This window comes from Dyella nitratireducens (assembly GCF_014642835.1).
Taxonomy (GTDB): domain Bacteria; phylum Pseudomonadota; class Gammaproteobacteria; order Xanthomonadales; family Rhodanobacteraceae; genus Dyella_B; species Dyella_B nitratireducens.
Window position 1 is genome coordinate 504,890 of sequence record NZ_BMJA01000003.1, and the last position, 13,782, is coordinate 518,671.

Consider the following 13,782-nt stretch of genomic DNA (forward strand, 5'->3'; position numbering starts at 1 on the left):
GGGCAACCAAAACAAAAGCGCAACCGCTATGGATACCCAATCCTAAAGCTATGCAGATCGAGCAACTCAAACCGATTATCGAAGCCGCTCTGCTGGCTGCCAGCCAGCCGCTGAGCATCGCGCAGCTGGGCGAGCTGTTCGTCGAGGAAGACGAGGTTGATCGCGCGCAGATCGCGATGGCACTCGAGCAGCTGGCCGAAGATTGCCAAGGACGCGGCGTGGAGTTGAAGGAAGTCGCCTCCGGCTTCCGCTACCAGATACGGCACGACGTGCACCCCTGGGTGTCACGCATGTGGACGGAAAAACCCAGCCGCTACTCGCGCGCCCTGCTGGAAACGCTAGCGCTGATCGCCTACCGGCAGCCGATCACCCGACCTGAAATCGAGCAGATCCGCGGCGTGGTGGTGTCCTCCAACATCATCAAGACGCTAGAGGAACGCGAATGGGTCCGCGTCGTCGGCCACCGCGACGTACCCGGCAAACCCGCGCTCTTCGGCACCACCCGCGCCTTTCTCGACTACTTCAACCTCAAATCGCTGGATGAGCTGCCGCCGCTGTCTGAAATCCGCGACATGGAAGACCCGCAGTTGCGGCTGGACAATGATTCGCCCCCCCCCAGGCCCGTGCGAGATCTACCAATCGATCCGGATGCAGAAGAAGCCGAAAGCGAAACATTCGCCGACCAGGCGCACACCGCACACGTACACACGGAAGAAGAACACGCCTTAGAAGAGCAATCACACGAAGAACACGTCGACGCGGAAGATAACCACACGCCATCCGACGAAGCACTTTTGGACGAAGGACAGGAACGTCCCAAGCCCTCGCTCCACCAAGAAGAAGAAACAGCAGACGCTCCATCCCATCCCGACGAGTCCGCTGATGAAGCAAACGCCGTCGAAGAAACCAAAACCCATCCCGCCACTGCCGACGAGGCAGCGAATCCCGCGGATGCCGCTGAAGGCACCGCCGAGCAAGACACCGAGGAGTACCGCGCATGAATGCGCCGCAAAAATCCGTATTGAGCCTCAAGCGCGCCACGCCGCCTGAAAACGCCCCCCAGATCGAAGAGCGCCTGCACAAGGTGCTCGCCAACGCCGGACTCGGCTCGCGCCGCATGCTGGAGCAACGCATCCAGGCCGGCGAAGTCGAAGTCAACGGCAGCCCTGCGAACATCGGCGCCAGCGTACGCGCCGGTGACCGCGTAACGGTCGACGGCAAGCAATTCGTGGTTGCCACCGACAGCCGCGACGATGCCGAAGTGCTGGTCTACCACAAGCCCGAAGGCGTGGTGACCACGCGCGAAGACCCCGAGGGCCGCCCCACCGTGTTCGAACAGCTGCCGCGACTGAAAGGCGCGCGCTGGGTCGCCGTGGGCCGCCTGGACATCAACACTACGGGTCTCCTGCTACTCACCACCGACGGCGATCTCGCCAACGCGTTGATGCATCCGCGTAGCGGCATGGAGCGCGAATATCTCTGTCGCGTACATGGCGAAGTGCCCGACGAAGTGGTCGAAAAACTCAAGGCCGGCGTCGAGCTGGAAGACGGCCCTGCCCGCTTCGACGAAATCGCCATCATCAGCCGTGGTGGGAGCCACAGCTGGTTCCGCGTGGTGATTCGCGAAGGACGCAACCGCGAAGTGCGCCGCCTGTGGGATTCACAAGGCTTCCTGGTCAGCCGCCTCAAGCGCATCCGCTACGGCAGCATCGAACTGCCGCGCATGCTGCGCCGCGGTGATTGCGAAGCACTCAACGAAGATGCCGTGAAGGACCTGCGCAAGACAGCGGGCCTAGGCGCACCGCAGCCCGTGCTGACGCTGAGCCCGGTGCTGCACCAGCGCCGCGCGCCGCGCAATGTTGTCGAATATCGCCCTGAAAAGGGCGGTAACGCGGCATGGAGCGGTGGCTATCACGACGAAGCACGCGAATTGCGCGCCTTCGATCGCATCCGCGAAGAACCCGCGCGCGGCAAACAGAAGCGCCGCAATCCGAACCGCGAAGTGAACGGTAACGTAGCCGCACCAGAACGCCAGAAGAAGGTGCAAAAAAAGAAGCGTGGTATTGGCCCTGGCCAGGAACTGCCTCCCGCACGCACGTGGTTCGCTGGCGAATCCCGCGAGGGCGGCGGACGTGGCCATGGAGGAGCGCGTGGTCAAGGTGGTGGCCAGGCGCAAGGCAATCGTCGCGCTGGCGGTGGCAGTGGCGGCTCGAATCCTTATGGTGGCTTCAACGCCGGCGGGAACAACAACCGCAACAACCGCGGCGGCAATCGTCCCGCTGGCCGCCCTCAGCGAGGCAATCGCCCGCAAGGGCATGGTGGTAGCGGTGGCGGCAACCGTTCCGGCAATCGCTAAGCTTCCGTGATCCGCATCTATCACAATAGTCGCTGCTCGAAATCGCGCGGTGCGCTTGCCTTGCTCGAGCAGCACGGCAAGCCGTTCGAGACCATCCATTATCTCGAAACTCCGCCCACCGACGCCGAGTTGAAAGCGCTGCTATCACAACTCGGCATCACCGCGCGGCAGCTGCTGCGCACGGGCGAAGACGAGTATAGGGAGCTGGGGCTCGACGATCCGTCGCTTACCGAGCAAGCGCTCATCACGGCGATGACGAAGCATCCGCGATTGATCGAGCGCCCTATTGTGGTTGCGAATGGTAGCGCAGTGATCGGGCGACCACCGGAAAAAGTACTGGATATCCTCCGATCGTAAGTTGGGGTGCGAACCCCAACGTTGTCATGCCCGACAACGCCTGACGTTGGGGTTTGCACCCCAACCTACGCCATGACTGTACCCTGCACTTGCACCAACCCTCGATACGCCCGCGGCGTCATTCCTACTGTCGCCTTGAACTGACGCGCAAATGCGCTTTGATCGACAAACCCGCATGCCACGCCGATGGACGCAACACTATCGTCGGTGTGCAGCATGCGCATCGCCGCCTCGATGCGCAGCTTGGTCAGCACCTGCTGCGGCGTAAGCTGAAAGACACGGCGAAAATGCCTCTCAAACTGCGCGATGGAAAGTTCGGCCTGCTCGGCCAGCGACTGTATGCGCACACCATCGCCGTAATGTTCCTGCATATAGGTCAGGACGCGCTTCAAGCGATCGTAGATAGGATGGCGACCGTCCGGCAGACCAAGATCGCGCGAGATGCCGACCACACCGCATATCTTGCCGCGCACGCGCAACGGACGCTTGCAGGTGAGGCACCAACCCGGCGCGCGATTGGCAAAAATGTGTACTTCCAGTTGGTTCTCGATGATCTCGCCATTCAATACGCGGCGATCCTGCACGGCATAAGAGCCACCCATCGCACTCGGAAACAATTCCGTGACGTCTTTGCCGATGACGTCACAGCGTTGCTTGAGGCCAAGGCGGCGCACCAGCGTCAGATTGGCATGCGTGTAACGCCCCTGCATATCCTTCACGAAAAAGACGACGTCCGGCAGGACATCGAATAAGGGCTCCAACTCATCGGCGGAAATCTTCATGGCGATAAGATACGGATTGGCAAGGAGTGATAACGGTCGGCTGCACGATCGTGCAGTCCGGTGCTGCATCTTAAGGGTTATCTCGCGTACCCGTGCAAGTGCCCCGCCAGGAATGTGCTGCAGCGTAGCAAACCCATTATGCAAAATTGCGCACGCAAGGCTATCAAGCTGCTCTAGACGTCGACGTCAACGCGCACTGTTTTCCGACATGACGAAAGGCGCGCCTTACGGCTGTTTTGGCACTTATCCGAATGCAGCGGCCGTGCAAGCAAACCCGAACCTTGCTTCAGTCACGCACTACTGCAATGGTGCACTGGTGCCGCTCAACGGATTGGGCCGTTATCCCTTCAGTTGGCAATGGGATCTTGGCGTGGGCTATGCCTGGGCAATGGCCAGTCATCACACGCTGGACCTCAGCTTGAACGTCACCAACGTGACTAATCGCCAGACCGTACGCACGCGCTACGTGTCGGCCGATACCGGTAATTTTGCTGCCAATGGTCTGCTGATGCCCGACCCCAGTTTTCTTACCGTCACCGTCCTACTGGCACCGCGCGCTACCAACCTGGTCGTGCGCTATACGTTCTGAAGGTTTCACATTGGCGTCTCCTCAAGCTGCGAAAGCTGAGAGCACACGGAAGTGCTCGTTTTTTGAGGAAGGTCGTGATGTTACCGGGGCATGTCGCACGGCAAGCGCCCGCCCGGCTTCCTATGTCCGCTGCAAATAGCACTCCATGCAGAGGAAACTCCTTTCAGCGCGCAAAAGCGAGCCGCATGGCGTGGTCGCGAACATCAACCGGCCATGCGGCGATGCGTTCGGCAAATGCCGCCGGATCATTCGCAAACAAAGCGCGTGACGCTTCTTCAAAGCCAGGCATATCGCCTGCTATCGCCGACATGAAGTGATAGGCCCGTTCCTGGCAGGCACGCGCCTTATCGCGTTCGCCATGCGTACGGCGCCCTTCCTCAACCAACTTGCGCAGCGCCACCGAAGGGCCGCCCGGCTGCGAGGCCAGCCATTCCCAGTGCCTTGGCAGCAAGGTGACCTCACGGGCGACCACGCCAAGCTTGGGGCGTCCTCTGCCCCGTGGAGCCTCCGGGGCCGTATCCGACGTGACTGCTTCATCGGTAGCCGTTGGCTGATAACGGGCAAGCACGTCGTCGTCGGAGCCGCGGGTATCCACGTCGATGGAGCGTCCGTTGCTGTCGTCGAAGATCAGGATCGGCCTAGTGCCGCCGCGCTCTGCAGCAAGCTTGATGGCAAGAGCGGCGACGTGAAGCGGCCCAGACGCGAGCCGGCGGTAGCCCTCAAAGCTGGTGTAGGAAGCGGATGGTGCAGCGTGGGTCATGGCGAGTCCTCCAGGAGCGCCAAATAATACCCGGACAAAAATACCCCATGCAATATAACCCGGATAAAATTATTGCCTCGCCCAGCAAAAAGGCCGCCCCGAAGGCGGCCTCTTTTCATTTCCTGCGATCTAGCTCAAATCCGGCTTTGCGTGGCCGGGTCGCCCACCTTGGCCCCCGCATCACTGCGTGGCGGCGGCGGCGGCACCGAGCTCGATGGCGGCGTGGTCTTGGACCAATCCGCTGGCGGACCCGGTATCCGACCGGCCATGATGTCGTCGATCTGGCGTGCGTCGATCGTTTCGTATTGCAGCAACGCGTCCGACATCATGTGCAGCTTGTCGATGTTCTCGGTCAGCAACTGCTTGCTACGACCATAGGCGCGATCGAGGATTTCGCGCACGACTTCGTCGATCTTGCGCGCCGTCTCGTTGGAGACGTTCTTGTGCTGCGTCACCGAGCGACCGAGGAACACTTCATCCTCTTCCTCGCCATAGGTCACCGGGCCCAGCTCGTTCGACAAGCCCCACTTGGTGACCATGTTGCGCGCCATCTTGGTCGCACGCTCAATGTCATTGGACGCGCCGGTGGTGACCTTGTCGGTACCGAAGATCAGCTCTTCGGCAACACGTCCGCCGTACAGCGAGCACAGCTGCGATTCGATCGCGGTCTTGTTCATGCTGTACTTGTCGCCTTCCGGCAAGTACATGGTCACGCCTAGCGCACGACCACGCGGAATGATCGTCACCTTGTAGACCGGGTCGTGCTCCGGCACCAGGCGGCCGACAATGGCGTGGCCGGCTTCGTGATAGGCCGTGAGCTTCTTTTCGTCCTCGCTCATCGCCATCGAGCGACGCTCGGTGCCCATCAGGATCTTGTCGCGCGCCTTGTCCAAGTGGGTCATGCGTACTTCACGGGCATTTTCGCGTGCCGCGAACAGGGCTGCCTCGTTGACGAGATTGGCCAGGTCAGCACCGGAGAAACCAGGCGTACCACGTGCGATCACCATTGGATCGACGTCGCTGGCAATCGGTACCTTGCGCATGTGTACTTTGAGGATCTGCTCGCGCCCCTTCACGTCCGGCAGGCCCACCACCACCTGGCGGTCGAAGCGGCCAGGGCGCAGCAGCGCGGGGTCGAGCACGTCGGGACGGTTGGTGGCAGCAATAACGATGATGCCCTCGGTGCCTTCGAAGCCATCCATTTCCACCAGCAACTGGTTGAGCGTCTGCTCGCGCTCGTCGTGACCACCGCCGAGACCGGCGCCGCGATGACGGCCCACCGCATCGATTTCGTCGATGAAGATGATGCACGGCGCGTGCTTCTTGGCCTGATCGAACATGTCGCGTACGCGCGAGGCGCCCACGCCGACGAACATTTCGACGAAGTCGGAACCCGAAATCGAGAAAAACGGTACCTTGGCCTCGCCAGCGATCGCCTTGGCGAGCAAGGTCTTGCCGGTACCGGGCGGGCCCACCATCAGCACGCCGCGCGGAATCTTGCCGCCTAGGCGCTGGAACTTGCCCGGATCACGCAGGAACTCGACCAGCTCACCCACTTCTTCCTTGGCTTCATCGCAGCCAGCGACGTCACTGAAATTGACCTTGACCTGGTCCTCGCCCTGCAATTTGGCCCGCGAACGCCCAAAGCTCATCGCCCCACGGCCACCGCCGCCCTGCTGCATCTGGCGCATGAACCAGATGAACACACCGACGATCAGAATGACCGGCAGCCAGTTCACCAGGAGACCGATCAGCGAAAAGCCGGTGCCGGAATCCTGGGTGACAGTGACATTCTTGTCCTGCATCTGCTTCACCACCGAGTTGGTGGAGAAACCGAGCACCGGCGCTACCGTGCGGTAATTGCTGCCGTCTTTCAGCTTGCCGCTGATGGTGGCCGGATTTTCGGCACTGATGTTGGCGGTAGCGACGTTGCCGCTATCCACACTCTGCACGAAGCTGCTGTAAGGCAGGTCCGAAGAGGCGCCACCGTGCGGGTTGAAGCTCTGGAACACGGTGATCAACACCACCGCGATGACCAGCCAGAGCAACAAAGTTTTCCATGTCTCATTCATGCGCGGTTCTCGCCAGTTTGCCGGCCGGCCGGTCGGAACCCGGTGGCCAGCGCGTACACCTCACGCGAACGCGCGCGTGAGGCCTTAGGTTTACGCATACTTACGCGCGAGAACTCGACACGCAAGGTACGCAAGTAATCGTCGAAGCCTGTTCCCTGGAACAACTTGATTAGAAACGCTCCGCCTGGTTTCAGCCAGTGTCTGGAGAAATCAAGCGCCAGTTCCGCCAAATCCATCGCCCGGATCTGATCGGCCAGTGCCACACCACTCATATTGGGGGCCATGTCCGACAGCACAAGATCGAGCTTCTGGCTGTCCAGGCGCTGTTCCAATGCTCTCAAAACACTTTCTTCACGGAAGTCGCCCTGCAGAAAATCGACGCCGGCAATACCCTGCATCGGCAGGATATCCAGCGCCACCACAGTACCACTATCACCCAGACGCTGCCGCACGAGCTGCGACCAGCCACCCGGCGCTGCGCCCAGATCGACCACACGCATGCCCGGTTTCAGGAGTTGGTCGCGGTCGATCAGCTCCTCCAGCTTGAACACGGCGCGCGAACGCAGACCCTCGGCTTGGGCCTTCTTTACGTAGACATCGTCAAAATGCTCCCGGAGCCAGCGGGAACTGCTCTTGCTGCGAGGCATGGGTCGGCAACGGACCGGGAACAGGGGGTGGACATGATAACCTTTAAGATTACTTCGCAGTGCATCGGACCGAACGCATGGCCATATCTCCTTCACAGAAGCGCTACCTGCGCAGCCTCGCCCACGACCTCCATCCGGTGATTCTGCTGGGCGCCAAGGGCGCTACCGAGGCCGTGGTGAAGGAGCTGGACCTGGCGCTGTCGCATCACGAACTGGTGAAAGTGAAGCTCTCCGGCGGTGACAAGGAAGAACGCGAAGCGCAGATCCAGATCCTGCTCGAAGGCACCGGTGCGGAAAGCGTGCAACAGATTGGCCACGTCGTGGTGCTGTTCCGGCGCAACGAGGACGACCCCCGGCTGGCCCTGCCACGCTGAGGAGGCTGTCATGGATCTCTCGCTGGACCGCCATGGTGAGTATCTGTTCGTCCGCCGCGTCACCGAGCGCAGCATCACGGTGGTCGACCGCGAACTGATCGCGAGCTTCTTGCTATCGCCGGAACGCGCAGTAGAGCAATGGCCCGTCACCCACGCTCAGGCGCTGACCGATAATCATGTCGATGCCGTGCTCGAACTGAAGCCCGAAGTGGTGCTGCTCGGCACCGGCACGCGCCAGCAGTTCCCTCCAGCCGCCTTCATGGCCGGCTTTCTGCGCAAGGGTATTGGTATTGAAGTAATGGACAACGCGGCGGCAGCACGTACCTACGACCTGCTCGCCAGTGAAGGGCGGCGCGTGGTGGCTGCTTTCATTCTTCCCGCAGCCTGAACATTCTCTCCGCTATACCAAGGAGAAGGATTGGGGTGAGGGTCAATCGTGGCGAAAGCTCTCTCCAGCCTAGACGCGCCGAAAGCAGCTTCGCAACCAGATTGCCCCTCACCCTAACTCACTCCCACAAAGGGAAGTAGCGGTTCTAGCGCGACGGCAGATAGTCGAGTGGATCGACCGGATTGCCATCCTTGCGAATCTGGAACTGCAGTTCGTCGCGCGAACTGCCGCTCGAACCCATTTCGGCAATCTGCTGCCCGGCCTTAACCTGCTGCCCTTCCGTCACCAGTCGCTTGCGGTTGTGGCCATAGGCGGAAAGGAAGCTGTCGTTGTGCTTGATGATGATCAACTCGCCGTAGCCCACCAGGCCGTTGCCGCTATACACCACCGTGCCGTCTGCTGCAGCCACGACCGGATCGCCTGCCTTGCCAGCAATATCGATGCCCGGTATCGCCGCGCTGGCTTGAAAACGACCGAACACCTGACCCGATGCCGGCCAGCGCCACTTCACGCCACCCGCGGTGCGCGTGCCGCCGCTTGCAGCGACCACCGGTGTGGCAGCCACGACGGGCGGCGGGTTGCTGGGAACGCTGGCGACTGGCGCCGATGTAGTGCTGGTTGGTAGTGCAGGATGCGCAACGGTTGCGGGCGCCGAAGCGACTGGGCTTGCGTGCGCGGGCGGTGGCGTGGTCACGGCTGGCGTTGTTTCCACCGTCTGGAACACGGGAGCCGACGTTGCCGGTGATGCCTTGGCCACAACCGGGGGCGGCACATGCGCGACGGCAGGCGCCGAGCCAGACCCAGACAACTTCAGTACCTGCCCCGGCCAGATTGTGTAAGGCGGCGGGATGTTGTTCAACCTCGCGACTTCGCGAAAATCCGTGCCATTGCGGAACGCGATCGAATAAAGCGTGTCCCCCTTCACGACGGTATAGGTGCCGACCTCATGTTGCACCGGCGCAGGCCGCGCACTGTTCGACGCACTGGGCGGCGGCTGCACCACCACCGTGCTGCAACCGGTCATGAGTAGGGCTATAGCGGCAAACGAGGACCATCGCATCAATCCATTCATGCGCGCCAGCATAGCGAGGTCGTAGAGAGTTTTCATGCGATCGACACAGAACGATCGCTCATCGTTAATGCTTGAGCGCCCACCACGCGCCAAGCGCTACCAGCGCCACCAGGGCCGCCCAGCCGATCCACTCGATGTGCTTATGCAGAATCCGCTCAGCGCGCTCGCCAAATAGACGGATCAGCAAAGCCAGCAGCCACACACGTTTGCCGCGACCGAGCAGGATGCACGCCAGGAACGGAAGCACCGGCACGCCGACAATGCCTGATGCCCAGGTCACGAATTTCATCGGTACCACCGGCTGGATCGCTGCAAGCATCAGCACCAGCAGCAGCTCCAACCAATGCTGATTCATTTGCGCGCGCAGGCTTTCCACGCCGTGCTCGATCGAGTCGTACAGATGCAAGGATTGCAGCAACGGTGTCAGCGCATGAAAGGCCCAATGGCCGAGCGCATACCCCACCAAGGAACCCAGCAGCGAAAACAGCAGGCTCACATTCGCGTAGAAAAAAGCACGATGACGCTTGCCCAGCATCATGGGCGCCAGCATCACTTCCGGCATGACCGGAAAAATGAACGCCTCGACGAAACTCAGGCCACACAGGTAATAAACCGCCCGGCGATCGCGCGCCCACACCAGTACGCGCGCATAAAGCTTTCCGAAGAGCTGCATCAGCCGATACCGCCCAGCAAAGGCACAAAGCTGACCGCCGCCAATTCTTCCTGCATGAAATCGCCCTTTCCGTCGCCGCGCATGCGGATCAAGGTTTGACTGCTGGGGGAACCGACCGGTGCGACCAGCACACCATCCGGCGCCAATTGTTCGAGAACCTGCGTAGGAATGGCATCGCCCGCCGCCGTGAGAATGATGGCATCGAACGGCGCTTCGGCCGCCCAACCCAACTTGCCGTCGTCATGGCGCGAGCGGATGTTGTCGAGGCCGAGCTGGCGAAAGCGCCGACGCGCCTGGCGCAGCAATTCTTCGATGCGCTCCACCGTATAAAGCTGCGGCACCAGTTGCGACAACACCACCGCCTGGTAACCGGACCCGGTGCCGATCTCCAGCACCTTCTGCGGACGGCCGGACTTGGGCTCGAAAGGCTCGAGCAAAGCCTCCGTCATGCGTGCCACCACCCATGGCTGAGAAATCGTCTGGCCGTGACCGATCGGCAGCGCCGTGTTTTCGTAAGCGCGCGAGTGCAGTGCCTGATCAATGAAATGATGGCGCGGCAAATTGCGCATCACATCCAGCACGCGTTGATCGCGAATGCCTTCTTCCTTCAATTTTGCGATGAGCCGGTCGCGCGCGCGTTGCGAGGTCATGCCCTCGCCTTTCAATGCGGATGGCGGCAACGGATGAATCATGCGGCCTTACCGTTGGTGCGATCGCTCATGCCTTCGCTCAAAGCATTGACCCAGTTGCCTACTTTTTCCAATGCCTGGAACCGGGTGAGATCTACATGGATGGGCGTCACGGAAATGTAGCCACGACGCACGGCGTCGAAATCGGTACCGGGGCCGGCATCGTCCACATCACCCGCCGGCCCGATCCACCAGATCGGTCTGCCACGCGGATCGTTCTGCTTGATGCATGGTGCTGAACGATGACGCCTGCCCAGACGCGTGGTTTCGAAGCCGTGGATATCCTCCCACGGACGATCCGGCACATTGACGTTGAGAATGGTGTCGGCCGGCAGCGGGTCCACCAGCAGGCGCTCCATCAACAGCAGCACGGCCTTGGCCGCCGACTCGTAGTGCTCGCCCTTGTGATCCTTGCTGACCAGCGACACCGCAATCGCTGGCAGACCGAGAAAACGCCCTTCCATCGCCGCCGACACGGTGCCGGAATAGATCACGTCATCGCCAAGATTAGCGGAATTGTTGATACCGGAAACGACAATATCGGGCTCGTAGTCCAGCATGCCGGCTAACGCGAGATGCACGCAGTCGGTCGGCGTGCCCGCCACGCGGTAATAGCCGTTGTCCATGCGCGAGACGCGAATCGGCGCGTCGAGGGTAAGGGAATTGCTGGCTCCGGAGCGATCCCGATCCGGCGCTACCACCGTCACCTGGCCGACCGCACCGAGGCACTCGGCGAGTACGCGGATGCCCGGCGCGTCCACGCCATCATCATTGGAAACCAGAACTCGCATCATGATCCGTTCGAGGTTGTCTACCTGGCGTGTGGCCCGAAGATGATCCGCACGCACCCTAGATTTATGAGTCTAACCGAGCCGACCATTTGTTTCACCGGCGATTTTCGCAACCTTCTTTTCACCACCGTCGCCCTCCTTTCGCTACGATGACGCACATGAAACGCCGTATCCCCGCCACCGTGAGCAACGAGGACAGCCGCCTCTTTCGCGAAGCCATCGGCGAGGTTCGCAAGTTCGACCCCGTCGCCCCGCCACCGGAAATCCCCAAGCCGGAACCACATCCCTACATGCTCGAGGCTGACGAGGCCGCCGTACCGGGCGAGCTGCTGGACATGGCTTTCGACCCTGGCCTGATGGAGGTGGGTGAGGAACTAAGTTACCTACGCGATGGCTATCCGCCGAAACTGCTACGCCAGCTCAAGCGCGGTCAATTCAGCGTGCAGGACGACATCGATTTGCATCAGATGAACGCCGCAGCGGCGCAAGCCACGATTGCAGACTTTCTTGCGCAAGCCAACGATCGCGGACTGCGCTGTGTGCGCATCGTGCACGGCAAGGGATTGCGCTCGAAGGCTGCCGGCCCGGTGCTGAAAATCTTGACCGACCGTCTGCTGCGCCGTCGCAACGATGTGATTGCCTTTGCTTCCGCACGTCCCATGCAGGGTGGTACGGGAGCCGTAGTGGTACTGCTGAAAGGATAGATCGCTGCCCATGCCCAAGCTTTTTTCATACGGCACGTTGCAGCAGGAAAACGTGCAACTGGCAACGTTCGGTCGCAGATTGGCGGGTCATCGCGATCAACTGATCGGATTCGTTCAAACCGACATCAAGATCGAAGATCCCGACGTCATCAAAGCCAGCGGGAAGACCCACCATCCCATGCTCGTATCTACCAACCGGCCAGATGATTGCGTAAACGGCACAGTATTCGACATCACTGAAACCGAACTCGCGCAGGCCGATGAATACGAAGTCGATGACTACAAACGCATCGCAGTCACTCTGGTCTCCGGGCTGCAAGCGTGGGTGTATGTGGATGCGCGGCTGGCGACGTCATACGATCCTACGCCAACTCAAGCGACAAAAGGCTAGCCGATCGACTCGCACCACGTATGCTCGTGGGTTGAGGTGCAAACCCCAACATCGTCATGCGTGCATACATTCCTATGTTGGGGTTCGCACCCCAACCTACAAAACCAGCTCGCGCACGACTACGGTGGCATAGGCACCGGCGGGTAATTCAAACTCTAGTTGCAGCGTTTCCTTATCGGTCCAATGCCATTGCAGGTCCTTCGGAATCAGGCGCAATGGACGGCGCTCCTGATCCATCCGTGCAACGGCAATCCCTTCGGAGAGATCGGTATATTGCGCAGCAATGGCGCGCTCCAGCTCACCTGCGCCATCCGTCGTCGGTGGTTCACCCTGCCCCCATAGCGGGCCAGAGGGATGAATATCACCTTGTGCCAGACGCGCAGCGAGTGTGTCGTCGAATGTTTCCGGACCGAACCACGAACGCGAACCGGCCAGCGACCAGATTTCGCCCTCCAAAGGTTTGCCCCATGCATCGCGTTCTACGCGTGCAGCTAGCACGCTGTTGAAAATGTGCGAGCGTGCTGCAGACAACAGAATGGAACGCTTGTCCCGATCGACACGACGTCCAGCGAACATCGCGCGCGCCTGCGCCACGTTGCCGCCTTCGCGACCGAAGCGTTGTTCGCCAAAATAATTCGGTACGCCTCGAACAGCGATGGCCTGCAGCACCTCTTCAGCGCGTGATCGATCTCCACCAACATTACGCAATACCAGCACGAAGCGATTACCGCGCAAAGCGCCGCGCTTGAGTTTACGTTTGTGGCGCGTACTCGAAAGCACCTTTACTTCGGCGTGTGGAAACGCACTCCAGTCTGGATCGGCTTTGCCAGGCAATTGCACGGTGAAAGTCTGGCGTGTGACAGCGTGGCGGTCTTTCAAGCCTACGTAGCCGACATTCATCGGTGACACGCCTCCGAAGCGTGCCAGTTCACGCGCAACCCAGTCCGTGTTGGCATCACGCTTTTCTACCCATAGGAAGGCATGCTCACCTTCGCCGTCGGGTTCGTAGCCGAGGATTTCGTCGACGCGGAAGTCTTCGGGCGTACTACGCAGCACTCCCGTCAAAGGTGGCTTGCCGTAGGCGCGGGGGAGTTCAGATTCAGGAGTATTCATACATACCTTGCCGTCATTCCCGCG

At 60.8% G+C, this 13,782-nt stretch carries 17 protein-coding genes; 8 read left to right on the forward strand and 9 right to left on the reverse strand.

Going from position 1 to position 13,782, the window contains the following annotated elements:
• The first annotated feature begins 50 nt into the window (after window positions 1-50).
• The 3 genes from scpB to arsC are packed head-to-tail and all read left to right on the forward strand — an operon-like array spanning window position 51 to window position 2,713.
• Window positions 51-1,001: an SMC-Scp complex subunit ScpB gene (gene scpB / locus IEX75_RS18050; protein WP_188796297.1), complete on the forward strand. Its 951-nt coding sequence runs from the start codon at window positions 51-53 to the stop codon at window positions 999-1,001.
• Window positions 998-2,356, forward strand: coding sequence for a pseudouridine synthase (locus tag IEX75_RS18055; protein WP_188796299.1), 1,359 nt, complete (start codon window positions 998-1,000; stop codon window positions 2,354-2,356). Before scpB ends, IEX75_RS18055 begins: the two co-directional genes overlap by 4 nt.
• 6 nt (window positions 2,357-2,362) lie before the next feature.
• A complete protein-coding gene (gene arsC / locus IEX75_RS18060; protein ID WP_188796301.1) occupies window positions 2,363-2,713 on the forward strand; it encodes an arsenate reductase (glutaredoxin) in 351 nt (116 codons plus the stop codon).
• Window positions 2,714-2,778: 65 nt separating this feature from the next.
• Here arsC and IEX75_RS18065 read toward each other — a convergent pair whose 3' ends face one another.
• Window positions 2,779-3,495 (reverse strand): AraC family transcriptional regulator, encoded by a 717-nt coding sequence (locus IEX75_RS18065; RefSeq protein WP_188796303.1) that lies wholly within the window; start codon window positions 3,493-3,495, stop codon window positions 2,779-2,781.
• Between the two features lie 208 nt (window positions 3,496-3,703).
• Here IEX75_RS18065 and IEX75_RS18070 point away from each other — a divergent pair, with 208 nt between their 5' ends.
• Window positions 3,704-4,084 (forward strand): hypothetical protein, encoded by a 381-nt coding sequence (locus IEX75_RS18070; RefSeq protein ID WP_188796305.1) that lies wholly within the window; start codon window positions 3,704-3,706, stop codon window positions 4,082-4,084.
• A gap of 163 nt (window positions 4,085-4,247) precedes the next feature.
• On the opposite strand, the gene IEX75_RS18075 is transcribed toward IEX75_RS18070, so the two are convergent.
• From IEX75_RS18075 to rlmE, 3 genes are all read right to left on the reverse strand, one after another.
• A complete protein-coding gene (locus tag IEX75_RS18075; RefSeq protein ID WP_188796307.1) occupies window positions 4,248-4,844 on the reverse strand; it encodes a DUF2239 family protein in 597 nt (198 codons plus the stop codon).
• A gap of 134 nt (window positions 4,845-4,978) precedes the next feature.
• Window positions 4,979-6,916: an ATP-dependent zinc metalloprotease FtsH gene (gene ftsH / locus IEX75_RS18080; RefSeq protein WP_188796309.1), complete on the reverse strand. Its 1,938-nt coding sequence runs from the start codon at window positions 6,914-6,916 to the stop codon at window positions 4,979-4,981.
• Complete coding sequence (rlmE, locus tag IEX75_RS18085) at window positions 6,913-7,563, reverse strand: 23S rRNA (uridine(2552)-2'-O)-methyltransferase RlmE (RefSeq protein WP_188796311.1); 651 nt, start codon at window positions 7,561-7,563, stop codon at window positions 6,913-6,915. The genes ftsH and rlmE overlap by 4 nt, the downstream gene beginning before the upstream one ends.
• 77 nt (window positions 7,564-7,640) lie before the next feature.
• On the opposite strand from rlmE, the gene yhbY reads away from it, so the two are divergent.
• Entirely contained in the window at window positions 7,641-7,937 is a 297-nt protein-coding gene (yhbY, locus tag IEX75_RS18090) for a ribosome assembly RNA-binding protein YhbY (protein ID WP_188796313.1), read from the forward strand.
• A 10-nt stretch (window positions 7,938-7,947) separates the two neighbouring features.
• A complete protein-coding gene (locus IEX75_RS18095; RefSeq protein WP_188796315.1) occupies window positions 7,948-8,325 on the forward strand; it encodes an Mth938-like domain-containing protein in 378 nt (125 codons plus the stop codon).
• Between the two features lie 145 nt (window positions 8,326-8,470).
• Here the strand turns inward: IEX75_RS18095 and IEX75_RS18100 are convergent, their stop codons facing one another.
• From IEX75_RS18100 to surE, 4 genes are read right to left on the reverse strand one after another with little or no spacing between them, the layout of a single operon-like run.
• The gene (locus IEX75_RS18100; protein WP_229720942.1) at window positions 8,471-9,433 is read right to left on the reverse strand and encodes a peptidoglycan DD-metalloendopeptidase family protein; all 963 of its coding nucleotides are present in this window, start codon (window positions 9,431-9,433) and stop codon (window positions 8,471-8,473) included.
• A gap of 28 nt (window positions 9,434-9,461) precedes the next feature.
• Entirely contained in the window at window positions 9,462-10,070 is a 609-nt protein-coding gene (locus IEX75_RS18105; RefSeq protein ID WP_188796317.1) for a YqaA family protein, read from the reverse strand.
• Complete coding sequence (locus IEX75_RS18110) at window positions 10,070-10,762, reverse strand: protein-L-isoaspartate(D-aspartate) O-methyltransferase (protein ID WP_188796319.1); 693 nt, start codon at window positions 10,760-10,762, stop codon at window positions 10,070-10,072. The genes IEX75_RS18105 and IEX75_RS18110 overlap by 1 nt, the downstream gene beginning before the upstream one ends.
• Complete coding sequence (gene surE, locus IEX75_RS18115) at window positions 10,759-11,550, reverse strand: 5'/3'-nucleotidase SurE (RefSeq protein ID WP_188796606.1); 792 nt, start codon at window positions 11,548-11,550, stop codon at window positions 10,759-10,761. The genes IEX75_RS18110 and surE overlap by 4 nt, the downstream gene beginning before the upstream one ends.
• A 158-nt stretch (window positions 11,551-11,708) precedes the next feature.
• On the opposite strand from surE, the gene IEX75_RS18120 reads away from it, so the two are divergent.
• Both IEX75_RS18120 and IEX75_RS18125 read left to right on the forward strand, forming a co-directional pair.
• Window positions 11,709-12,254: a Smr/MutS family protein gene (locus IEX75_RS18120; RefSeq protein ID WP_188796321.1), complete on the forward strand. Its 546-nt coding sequence runs from the start codon at window positions 11,709-11,711 to the stop codon at window positions 12,252-12,254.
• 10 nt (window positions 12,255-12,264) lie between these two features.
• Window positions 12,265-12,645, forward strand: a complete 381-nt coding sequence (locus IEX75_RS18125; RefSeq protein ID WP_188796323.1) for a gamma-glutamylcyclotransferase family protein — start codon at window positions 12,265-12,267, stop codon at window positions 12,643-12,645.
• A 96-nt stretch (window positions 12,646-12,741) separates the two neighbouring features.
• Here the strand turns inward: IEX75_RS18125 and truD are convergent, their stop codons facing one another.
• The gene (gene truD, locus IEX75_RS18130; RefSeq protein ID WP_188796325.1) at window positions 12,742-13,758 is read right to left on the reverse strand and encodes a tRNA pseudouridine(13) synthase TruD; all 1,017 of its coding nucleotides are present in this window, start codon (window positions 13,756-13,758) and stop codon (window positions 12,742-12,744) included.
• Window positions 13,759-13,782 lie beyond the last annotated feature (24 nt).

Bases quoted from the DNA above. Each gene is read 5' to 3' on its own strand.
- ftsH (WP_188796309.1), bottom strand. From the start codon at position 6,916: ATGAATGAGACATGGAAAACTTTGTTGCTCTGGCTGGTCATCGCGGTG.
- IEX75_RS18065 (WP_188796303.1), bottom strand. From the start codon at position 3,495: ATGAAGATTTCCGCCGATGAGTTGGAGCCCTTATTCGATGTCCTGCCG.
- IEX75_RS18075 (WP_188796307.1), bottom strand. From the start codon at position 4,844: ATGACCCACGCTGCACCATCCGCTTCCTACACCAGCTTTGAGGGCTAC.
- IEX75_RS18120 (WP_188796321.1), top strand. From the start codon at position 11,709: ATGAAACGCCGTATCCCCGCCACCGTGAGCAACGAGGACAGCCGCCTC.
- rlmE (WP_188796311.1), bottom strand. From the start codon at position 7,563: ATGCCTCGCAGCAAGAGCAGTTCCCGCTGGCTCCGGGAGCATTTTGAC.
- IEX75_RS18110 (WP_188796319.1), bottom strand. From the start codon at position 10,762: ATGATTCATCCGTTGCCGCCATCCGCATTGAAAGGCGAGGGCATGACC.
- IEX75_RS18055 (WP_188796299.1), top strand. From the start codon at position 998: ATGAATGCGCCGCAAAAATCCGTATTGAGCCTCAAGCGCGCCACGCCG.
- surE (WP_188796606.1), bottom strand. From the start codon at position 11,550: ATGCGAGTTCTGGTTTCCAATGATGATGGCGTGGACGCGCCGGGCATC.
- truD (WP_188796325.1), bottom strand. From the start codon at position 13,758: ATGAATACTCCTGAATCTGAACTCCCCCGCGCCTACGGCAAGCCACCT.
- scpB (WP_188796297.1), top strand. From the start codon at position 51: ATGCAGATCGAGCAACTCAAACCGATTATCGAAGCCGCTCTGCTGGCT.
- IEX75_RS18100 (WP_229720942.1), bottom strand. From the start codon at position 9,433: ATGAAAACTCTCTACGACCTCGCTATGCTGGCGCGCATGAATGGATTG.
- IEX75_RS18070 (WP_188796305.1), top strand. From the start codon at position 3,704: ATGACGAAAGGCGCGCCTTACGGCTGTTTTGGCACTTATCCGAATGCA.
- IEX75_RS18095 (WP_188796315.1), top strand. From the start codon at position 7,948: ATGGATCTCTCGCTGGACCGCCATGGTGAGTATCTGTTCGTCCGCCGC.
- yhbY (WP_188796313.1), top strand. From the start codon at position 7,641: ATGGCCATATCTCCTTCACAGAAGCGCTACCTGCGCAGCCTCGCCCAC.
- IEX75_RS18105 (WP_188796317.1), bottom strand. From the start codon at position 10,070: ATGCAGCTCTTCGGAAAGCTTTATGCGCGCGTACTGGTGTGGGCGCGC.
- IEX75_RS18125 (WP_188796323.1), top strand. From the start codon at position 12,265: ATGCCCAAGCTTTTTTCATACGGCACGTTGCAGCAGGAAAACGTGCAA.